The 9,763-nt window shown below is 67.5% G+C and carries 6 protein-coding genes and 1 pseudogene; 3 read left to right on the top strand and 4 right to left on the bottom strand.

All coding sequences use genetic code 11. The annotated features are described in order from the left end of the window. Window positions 1-189: 189 nt before the first annotated feature. From FV242_RS02210 to FV242_RS02220, 3 genes are read right to left on the bottom strand one after another with little or no spacing between them, the layout of a single operon-like run. The gene (locus FV242_RS02210; protein ID WP_147937769.1) at window positions 190-1,536 is read right to left on the bottom strand and encodes an NCS2 family permease; all 1,347 of its coding nucleotides are present in this window, start codon (window positions 1,534-1,536) and stop codon (window positions 190-192) included. Beyond that, a complete protein-coding gene (locus FV242_RS02215; protein WP_147937770.1) occupies window positions 1,536-4,268 on the bottom strand; it encodes a molybdopterin cofactor-binding domain-containing protein in 2,733 nt (910 codons plus the stop codon). Before FV242_RS02215 ends, FV242_RS02210 begins: the two co-directional genes overlap by 1 nt. Then, window positions 4,265-5,092: an FAD binding domain-containing protein gene (locus tag FV242_RS02220; RefSeq protein ID WP_147937771.1), complete on the bottom strand. Its 828-nt coding sequence runs from the start codon at window positions 5,090-5,092 to the stop codon at window positions 4,265-4,267. Before FV242_RS02220 ends, FV242_RS02215 begins: the two co-directional genes overlap by 4 nt. Before the next feature lie 144 nt (window positions 5,093-5,236). On the opposite strand from FV242_RS02220, the gene pucL reads away from it, so the two are divergent. Both pucL and FV242_RS02230 read left to right on the top strand, forming a co-directional pair. Beyond that, complete coding sequence (pucL, locus tag FV242_RS02225) at window positions 5,237-6,079, top strand: factor-independent urate hydroxylase (RefSeq protein WP_147908527.1); 843 nt, start codon at window positions 5,237-5,239, stop codon at window positions 6,077-6,079. Window positions 6,080-6,652: 573 nt separating this feature from the next. Beyond that, entirely contained in the window at window positions 6,653-8,137 is a 1,485-nt protein-coding gene (locus tag FV242_RS02230) for a PAS domain-containing methyl-accepting chemotaxis protein (protein WP_147937772.1), read from the top strand. Between the two features lie 473 nt (window positions 8,138-8,610). On the opposite strand, the pseudogene FV242_RS35325 reads toward FV242_RS02230, so the two are convergent. Continuing rightward, a pseudogene (locus tag FV242_RS35325) lies at window positions 8,611-8,841 on the bottom strand (transposase); the annotation flags it as partial. A gap of 150 nt (window positions 8,842-8,991) precedes the next feature. Here FV242_RS35325 and FV242_RS02240 point away from each other — a divergent pair. After that, window positions 8,992-9,763 (top strand): transposase (locus tag FV242_RS02240; RefSeq protein ID WP_147937774.1); only part of this gene is annotated, 772 nt, incomplete at its 3' end.

A 9,763-nucleotide genomic window follows, 5' to 3' on the forward strand; every position in this document is an offset into this window, starting at 1 on the left:
GCAAAACGAGGGCGACTGGTCCGCCGAACTTTTCCCGGGGCCAAACTGCGACTTCGGCGTTGCAATCCGGGTCGATGAAGCCGGGCCTTTTCACGACACCATCTCGAAGGCATGAGCGAAACCGTCGATCTCGCGACGGTTTAGTCGGCGGCCACGCGCTTATGATCGGTCTTTTTCCTCGGCACGTTTTCAATGCGCGCTGCCGGTCTCAAAGAACTTGAACAGGAATAGCGCTGCGATCACCCACACCACCGGCTTCACCTCGCGCGCGCGGCCGGTGAGCAACTTCAGCGCGGCGTAGGTGATGAAGCCGAAGGCGACGCCCGTGGCGATCGAGTAGGTGAACGGCATGAGCAGCGCGGTCACGCAGGCGGGAATCACCTCGGTTGAATCGTCCCAGGCGAGGTCGACCAACTCACGGAGCATCAGGCAGGCGACGTAGAACAGGGCCGGCGCAGTGGCGTAGGGCGGGACCGCGCCGGCCAGCGGGGCGAAGAACAGGCAAGCCAGGAACAGCACGGCCACGGTGGCGGCGGTCAGGCCGGTGCGTCCGCCCTCGGCCACCCCGGAGGCGCTTTCCAGGTAGGCGGTGGTGCTCGACGTGCCGAGGAGCGAGCCCACGAAGATCGCGGTGGAATCGGCCAGGAGTGCGCGGTCGAGGCGTTGCATCCGGCCGTTGGTGAGCAATCCGGCACGGCTCGCCACTCCCATCAGGGTGCCCGTGGCATCGAACAGCTCGACCAGGAACAGCACCAGGACGACATGCAGCAGGCCGCCCGACACGGCGCCGGAGAGGTCGAGCGCGAACAGGGTCGGGGCGATCGCGGGCGGCATCGAGACGACACCCTGGAACGTGTTGCCGGCGACCAGGAAACTCAGCACCGTGACCGTCAGGATGCTTGTGAGGAGCGCCGCCCTCACCTTCCGGGCCGACAACGCGGCGACGATCAGAAAGCCGATCACCGCCAGCATCGTGCTCGGCTTGTGCAGGTCGCCGAGGGTCACGAACGTCGCCGGGCTGGCGGCCACGATGCCGGCGTTCTTGAGCGCGATGACGGCCAGGAACAACCCGATCCCGACCGTGAGGGCGATCCGCATCGAGCGCGGGATGCCGTCGACGATGATCGCCCGGAGGCCCGTCAGGGTGACGGCCAGGAAGCAGAGGCCGGAAATGAACACCGCGCCCAGCGCCGCCTGCCAGGTGAAGCCCATGCCGAGCACGACCACGTAGGCGAAGTAGGCGTTGAGCCCCATCCCGGGCGCCAGGGCGATCGGGTAGTTGGCGTACAGGCCCATCACCAGCGAGCCGAGCGCCGCGACCAGGCAGGTCGCCACGAACACCGCGCCCTTGGGCATGCCGGCATCGGCCAGGATGCTGGGATTGATGAACACGATGTAGGCCATCGTCAGGAAGGTGGTCAGGCCGGCGAGCAGCTCCGTACGCACGGTGGTCCCGTGCTCTGCGAGCCGGAACCGGCGCTCCAGGAAGCCGGGCCGCCCGGGCGCCGGGATCGCCACCTTGCGCACGCCGTCCATCACCCCTCCCCGCCGCAGCCGGTCATCGTGGCGCGGAAGATCCTGTCGGGCGCGAAGGGTGTCGCGGTGAGCCGGGCCCCGGTGGCGTCGCGGATCGCGTTGCTGAGAGCCGCCGCAACCGGATTGAAGGGCGACTCGCTCATCGACTTCGCGCCGAGCGGCCCGACGCTGTCGTGGGTCTCGGCGAACAGCACTTGCGTATCCGGAACGTCGGCGCAGGCCGGGATGTGGTAGTCGCGCAGCGTCCGGGTGGCGACCCGGCCCCAGGCGTCGATGGAGAAATCCTCGTACAGGGCAGCGCCGATCGCCTGCGCGATCCCGCCCTCGACCTGCCCGCGACATTGCATCGGATTGATCACCCGGCCCGCGTCGGCGGCGTGGACGCTCCGAAGAATGCGGACTTCACCGCTCATCGGGTGGACCGCCACCCGGAAAGCTTGCACGTTGAACGCCACCGAACGGGGGCTGCCATCGGCCCGGCCGCGAGCCTCGAGGGGCCCGATCCTCATGAGCGGGATGGAGCCGCCCGGTACCGCCACGGCGTCTCTGTCCAGCCGGCATGCGTCGACCTCCGTACCGGACATCTCGGCCGCGCGCGCCCGGATCATCACCGCCAGCGCCTCAGCCGCGCGGAGCACCGCGAAGCCGGCGACCACGGTGCCGGTGCTTCCGTAGGCGCCGGTGTCGTGGTCGACGGCGTCGGTATCGGCGCCCGCGATCCGGACGCGGTCGGGGGCAGTGCAGAGGGCCGAGGCCGCGATCTGGCGATGGACCGTGGCGGTGCCGTTGCCGAACTCGGCCGTGCCGATCCGCACGGTGAACCTGCCGTCCGGGTCCAGGCTCACCCGCGCGTCGGCATGGTGGCCGCGGGGCGGGATCGTGTCGATCATGGCCATCGCCATGCCGGTGCCGGCCCGCCAGCCGGGCTCGGGTTCCGGCCCCGGATCGGCGCGCAGTGCCTCCTCAGCACGATCGAGGCATTGGTCGAGTCCGTAGCTGCCGAAGACCACGTCGTGCGGCTCCAGGCTATTCGACACCATCGGGTCGCCCGGACGGACGGCGTTGATCCGGCGCAACGCGAACGGGTCGATCCCGAGCAAGCGGGCGACTTCGTCGAGGGCCGATTCGACGGCGAAGATCGTCTGGCTCAGCCCGTAGCCCCGGAAGGCGCCCGACGGCACCGTGTTGGTGAAGACGGCACGGCCGTCGACCCGCTTGTTCGGGCAGGTATAGGCGGCCAGCACCTCGTTGCAGCCGTGGTGGATCACGCCGCCGGCATGGTTGCCGTAGGCGCCGGTATCGGAGAGCACGTCGAGGCTGATCGCCGTGAGCCGCCCGTCCCGGCGGGCGCCGACCTTCACGGCGACCTGCATCGGGTGGCGGGTGGTGGTCGCGATGAACTGCTCCTCGCGGGTCAGCTCCCAAACCACTGGCCGGCCGGTGCGCAGGATCGCGAGCGTGACCAGATCCTCGGTCAGCATCTCCTGCTTGCCACCGAAACCGCCGCCGACCCGGCCGCACAGCACCCGCACCGTGTTCCGTTCGAGTCCGAACAGGTCGCATAGGGCGTCGCGGGTCAGGAATGGCACCTGGCTGCTGGTGCGCAGCGTCAGGCGCCCATCGGGGTCGCGCCACCCGACGGTGCCGTGCGTCTCCAGGGCGACGTGCTGGACCCGTTGTGATCGGAACGTCTCCGCATAGACGACATCGGCCTCGGCGAAGCCCGCATCCACGTCACCGATCTGGCCATGCACCTCCGCAGCCAGGTTCGGATGGCGCGCCAACGGAGGCGCGTCGGCGCCGGGCCGGTCCCCCGGATCGTGGATGATCGGGGCATCCCCGGCGAGGGCCAGGGCGGGATCGAGGAGGGCCGGTCGCAGTTCGTAGGTAACGTGCAGAGCCCGGCAGCCGGCCTCCGCGGCGGCCTCGGTTTCGGCCACGACCGCCGCGACCCGCTGGCCGACGAACCGCATCACCGAATCGAGGACCCGCGTGTCGGCGGCGTCGTCGCGCGGGTCTTCGTGGCGGCCAGTGGAGAACGCCTGCTGCGGCGCATCCGCGTGGGTCAGCACCACGACGACCCCCGGGACGGCGCTTGCTTCCGCGGTGTCGATCGCGACGATGCGGGCATGGGCGTGCGGCGAGCGGAGTACCTTTATGTGCAGCGCGCCCTCCGGCGGCGCGTCGAGGGTGAAGCGCGCCTGCCCGGTCACCACCAGGGGCGCAGCCGGGGCGGGCAGGTTCCGGCCGATCGGGTCCTCCTCCCCGGCGACATCGCGATGGGCGATCCCGCCGATGGCATCCCGGATGGCACGGTATCCGGTGCAGCGGCACAGGTTCCCTTTCAGGGCCGTGCCAAGGTCCTGCTTCTGCCCCTGGTTCAGGGTCGCGGCGGTCATGATCATGCCCGACGTGCAGAAACCGCACTGGAAGCCTTGGGCCGCGAGGAACGCGGCCTGCACCGGATGGATCGCGTCGGGCGTTGAATCGCCGGGACGGCAGGGACCGGCTAGACCCTCGATGGTGGTGACGCTGCGGTCCTCCGCGCGGAAGGCCGGGACCAGGCAGCTATGCACCGGCTCGCCATCGAGATGGACCGTGCAGGCGCCGCAATCGCCGGCGTCACACCCCTTCCTGACGCCGTACCAGCCGGACTCGCGCAGGTAGGTGCGCAGGCACTGGCCGGGTCGCGGCTCGCCGGCATGCGCGTGGCCGTTGACGGTGAATCTCATGCCGCAGCCTCGTCGGCCAGCGCGTCGCGGATTTCCTCCGCGAGGTGGCGGGTCATGTGCGCGCGCCAATCCGGTCGGCCGTGGACGTCGTCGTACCAGAGGTCGTCCGGGATCGCGGCATCAAGCGCCCGTGCAAGCTGCCGGCTATCCGGCAGGCCGGCGAAGGTGAGGCGCAGGGGTCGGCGGATCGAGGCGGTGACGGTGAGCGCGAAGGCGCCGTCGGATCCCCTGGTTCCGATCAGCAGCGCCCCGGAACGGCCGTTCGGGCTCAGGCTGATGCGCCGGAACGCGGTCCGGCGCATCAGAGCCACGGCCGGAATGATCACGTTGCGCAGGATCTCCCCCGGCTGCAGGGCATTCCGCTGCGGCCCGAGGACGAACTCCGTGACCGGCAGACGATGCTCGCCACCGTCCGGCGCCCAGACCACGCAGGTCGCCTCGAGAGCGGCGGCCAGCGCGGTCATGGGCCCGGCGGGCAGCGCCATGCACAGGTTGCCGCCGACCGTCGCGACGTTCCAGATCTTGAACGACCCCAGCAGGGCCCGGCAGCATTGCCCGACCAGGGGAGCCGCAATCCAGTTCGCCGGAAGTTCCAGCCGGTCGAGCTGGGCGATGGTGCAGGTCGCCGCCAGCGTCACGCCGTCGGAACCAACGGTATGCGGCGTCCAGCCGAGCGATGTCAGGTCGATGAGACGCCGCGTCGTCGGCTGCGGCTCCGAGAACAGCCAGGTTCCACCGGCCAGACAGGCGTCGCCATCCTGCCAATTCGGCAGCTCGGCGCGCGCGTTCGGGCGGAGGACGGTCTCGATCGTGTTGAGGTCCACACGCCCTCCATGTCCGTGGGTCGCGCCGATGCCGCTCGACCGCACCATATGCCGGCCGATGTGCCGAGTCGGTCAAGGGACTCGGTAGAGATACGGCGCCTCCGGTCCTAAGCTCACGCTTCGAACATCCTCTCGGAGATCATCATGGCTCTGACAGCATCGCGGTATGGCAAGGATCGGGTCCGTGTCCTGCGGCTGACCCGGTCCGGCGACCACCATGTGCCGCGGGAGCTGACGCTGTCCGTGATCCTGACCGGGCGATTCGAGGACGCCTGGACACGGGGCGACAACCGGGCCTGCATCGCCACGGACAGCGTGAAGAACATCGTCAACGTGACGGCGGTCAAGAACCCGTCCCTGAATGCGGAAGCCTTCGTGGCTGCCGTGGCGCAGGTCCTGCTCGCGACCTACCCTCAGGTCGAGGCTGTGGCGATCGAGGCCGAGGAGACTCGCTGGCTCCGCCATGTCATCGCAGGAATACCGCACGGCCATACCTTTACCCGCGACGGCAACGGCTTCGGCTTCGTCGGGCTCCACGCCGACCGGTCCGGGTCGATCCTGTCGTCGGGCTTGCGCGGCTACACCTTCATGAAGACCACGCAATCCGGTTGGACCGGCTTCGTCGCAGACGGTTACCGCACCTTGCCGGACGCCACCGACCGTATCGCCGCCACAAGCATGGATGCGACCTGGACCTGGTCGTCGGCTCCGGCGGATCACGAGGTCGCGAACGCGCGGATCCTCTCGACGCTGCTGACGGTGTTCGGGACGAGTTACAGCCGCGGCGTGCAGGACAGCATGTATCGGATGGGCGAGGCTGCGCTCGAAGCGGTTCCGGAGGTGGCCGAGATCGCCTTCGTGATGCCGAACAAGCACTACGTGCCGATCGATCTCAGTCCGTTCGGATTGGACAATCCCGGAACGGTGTTCCTTCCCACGGACGAGCCCTCCGGCCGGATCGAAGCCACGATCGGCCGAACCGGCTGAGCGGGCGTCCTTTGCTTCGTTTCGGAACGGCTGGGCCGATCCAGCGATGCGCGCCTCTCAAATCCTCGCGATCGTAACGGCCCTGCAGTGAGCGACGGGTACGCGTGCAATGCACGGAGACGTTGCAGAACCGCGTGAGCCAGACAGGTCCGACCGACCGGGCGCGCCCGAAGATGCGCGGCCCGGTCGGATGAATCCGCGATATTTCGCGTCGTTGGGGATGTCTCGGCAACGAAGGGGCATCGCGGTCCGAATGACCGCGGGGTGGCCGAAGCGATCGTGCCCGATGCGCGGCAGGTGTACCGATCGACTACGACCGAGTGTATAACTATCGACGGAGCTCGGCAGAGAGACGTATCATAGATCAAGCGGTGACATTTACGCATGCAACCCCTGCGTGCGCCCCTAAAAACTCTGAGTTGGACGCCGCATGCACGCCGAGCAGGCGCCGTTTATTTCGCGTTCGACCGTTTAACCTGCAGTCAATACGCTCTTGATACAGCCGCCTGAAGAAAAACCGCGACGCCCGGCGCGAACGCGCCGCGCATCCCGTCAGAGCTTCCGGAGGACATCATGTTCAATCGCTTGGTGGGCGCGCGCGACCGGGACGCCAAACTGGCGGCCCTGAGCCGGTCGCTCGCGACGATCGAATTCGCCTTGGACGGCACCATTCTGGATGCCAACGCGAATTTCCTGGCGGTGATGGATTACTCCCTCGCGGAGATCCGCGGTCGCCACCATGGTCTGTTCGTCGACCCCGCGGAGCGCGAGGGCGAGGCCTATCGCCTGTTCTGGGATAAGCTGCGGCTCGGCACCTACCAGACCGCGGAATACAAGCGTATCGCCAAGGGCGGCCGCGAGGTCTGGATCCAGGCGAGCTACAACCCGGTGCTCGATCGTGCCGGCAGGCCGACCAAGATCGTCAAGTTCGCCACCGACATCACGTCGCAGAAATTGCGCGCCCTCGACCTCGACGGCCAGATCGCCGCCCTTCACCGGTCGCAGGCGGTGATCGCCTTCTCGCTCGATGGGACGATCCTGAGCGCAAACCAGAATTTCCTGGACGCCGTTGGGTACCGGCTCGACGAGATCGTCGGACGCCACCACGGGCTGTTCGTCACCGACGTGGAACGGTCGAGCGAGGCCTATCGCGCTTTCTGGGCAGCGCTGGCGGACGGCGAGTTCCAATCTGCCGAGTACCGCCGGATCGGCAAGGGCGGCCGCGAGGTCTGGATCCAGGCGACCTACAACCCGATCAACGATGCGAGTGGACGACCGGTCAAGGTCGTCAAGTTCGCCACCGACATCACCGCGCACGTCCGAGAGCGTCAGCGCCGCGCCGAGGCCCAGCAGGCGATCGGTGCCGACCTCGACGCGATCGGCCGAGCCGTCGAGGACGTCACGCGGCAAAGCGGTACCGCGGCCGCCACTGCCGGCCGCGTATCCGTCGATATCCAGGCCATGGCGTCCGGCGCCGAGCAACTTTCGATCTCGGTCAGCGAGATTAGCCAGCAGGTGAGCCATGCGGCGTCGATGGCCGGCCAGGCCGTGACCCAGACGCAGCAGACCGGTAGCATCGTCGCCGGCTTGAGCGATCAGGCCACGCAGATCGGCGACGTGGTCGGGCTCATCGCCGGCATCGCCGCGCAGACGAACCTCCTCGCACTCAACGCGACCATCGAGGCGGCGCGAGCCGGCGAGGCCGGCCGCGGCTTCGCGGTGGTCGCCTCCGAGGTCAAGGCTCTCGCCGAACAGACGGGTCGCGCCACGGACCAGATCCGCGGTCAGATCGCTGCCGCCCAATCAGCCACCCGTGAAGCGGTGGGCGCGATCGACACCATCCAGGGCACGATCCGGACCCTGAGCGACGTCTCCTCGACCATCGCCGCGGCCGTGGAGGAGCAATCCGCGGTCACACGCGAGATGTCCGGCAGCATGCAGACGGTCTCCCATGGGGTCTCGACCATCGCGGCCGGCATGGACACGATCGCCCAGGCCAGCGAGCAGGTTGATCGCGCCACCCGCCAAGTGCGCGAGGCTTCGCGCGCGGTGGGGTGAGATGGTGATGGCATGGTCGCGGGTGCATTGGATCGGGATGACACGCGGCGTGCGCCGTTGGATGGACGACCCAAGGCGCTGATAATGAGATTAACGTAAAACGCTCACTTCTGATGATGTGAGTGTTTTATCATGCTGCGTACGCATTCAACTTATGACTTCGGAAAATCAGATACGCATTTCTTTTCATTGTATTCAGAAAAATAGCTTGTGATATTCAACGGTGTTGATTCAAGTGCACTCGATGTAACATCGCTTTCTCGAGTTGGGATGGGAGCGTAACTTGATCACTGTAGTCGTCTTAATGTACGGCAAAATTGTCGCCGCGTGATTGCTTCTTCACTCTAACGGGTGAAAACTCGAGTCTGACGATCTTGTCGTTGTACCTCCGCTTGGAGCGTCGCCGCGTGTGCCGCCTCTATGACGTCAACGGTGAAAAAGTATGGGCGATCGTGTATCGGGATTGCTAGACTTAGGCGTCGATGCCAAGCCCCGCTCTTGCGCCAGCGGTGGAAACGGTTGCCGCAGATCGTGTGCGGGCCGTGGCGCGCCGGGAGGTCGGCTCGGGCCGAGCCCGTGCGCAGCCGCCAGACGATCCCGTTGATCTCTCCCCGGTCGTCCACACGCCCCTTACCGCGTACGCTTATCGGCAGAAGCGGTTCGATCACCACCCGTTCCGCAACCGTCAGGTCAAGCCGCCTCATCCTCAGACCTCCATTCAGAGCACCGACGACGCCCCGACCAAACCGTCCCAGACATGATGACGTGATGGCGTAAAGCGGTTCCACGCAATGCTTTCAAACGTAATTACCCACCCCCTTGCGCGGGTTGGGTTTCGCTGATTCCCTCGTGGGATGGTTCGTACCGATCTTGAGCGGCTGAGCCGCGAGGAGTTGATCGAACTGGTGCTGCGGCTGCAGCGTCCGGATAAAACCTCGCGCACCTCCTCGAAGCCGCCAGCGACTGACCGCAAGGAGCGGCGGGAGCAATCCAAACCCGGCGGGGCCAAGCCCGGGCACGAAGGCCATAGCCGGGCGATCAGCGACGATCCCGACGCGGTCGTCGAGCATCGTCCCGACCGCTGCTTGTGCTGCAGTGGCGCCCTGCACGGGGCCCTCCCTGCCGAGATCGTGAGTGTCTCCGAGCGGATCGAGTTGCCGGAGGTGGCGCCGATCATCACTCACCATCGGCGACTAGTCGTGCAGTGCCCGACCTGCGGGACGCGGGTGGTCGCGCCGGTGCCGGAGGCGGCGCGTGGCACGCCGTTCGGCCCGCGGCTGCATGCGGTGGCGACGTATCTCAAGACCTTTCAGGCGCTGTCCTACGAGCGGTTGCAGGCGGCCTTGTCGAACCTGTTCGGTCTCACCCTCAGCCAGGGCGGGCTGATGAACCTGCTTCAGCGCGCGCAAAGGCGCTTCCGCTCCGGTCGCGAGGCCGCCGTGTCCGCCCTGCGCCGGGCCGCAGTGGTCGCCTCTGACGAGACGGGCGTCCGGATCGAGGGCAGCAACGCCTACCACTGGGTGTTCCACGCGGCCGACGCGGTGGTGCACACGGCCTCGCCGACGCGGGGCGCCATCGTGGTGCGGAAGATGATGGACGGCCACCGGCCCGCGGTGTGGATCTCGG

This window comes from Methylobacterium sp. WL64, assembly GCF_008039945.1.
In the GTDB taxonomy this organism is placed as follows: Bacteria; Pseudomonadota; Alphaproteobacteria; order Rhizobiales; family Beijerinckiaceae; genus Methylobacterium.

Bases quoted from the DNA above. Each gene is read 5' to 3' on its own strand.
- FV242_RS02230 (WP_147937772.1), top strand. From the start codon at position 6,653: ATGTTCAATCGCTTGGTGGGCGCGCGCGACCGGGACGCCAAACTGGCG.
- pucL (WP_147908527.1), top strand. From the start codon at position 5,237: ATGGCTCTGACAGCATCGCGGTATGGCAAGGATCGGGTCCGTGTCCTG.
- FV242_RS02215 (WP_147937770.1), bottom strand. From the start codon at position 4,268: ATGAGATTCACCGTCAACGGCCACGCGCATGCCGGCGAGCCGCGACCC.
- FV242_RS02210 (WP_147937769.1), bottom strand. From the start codon at position 1,536: ATGGACGGCGTGCGCAAGGTGGCGATCCCGGCGCCCGGGCGGCCCGGC.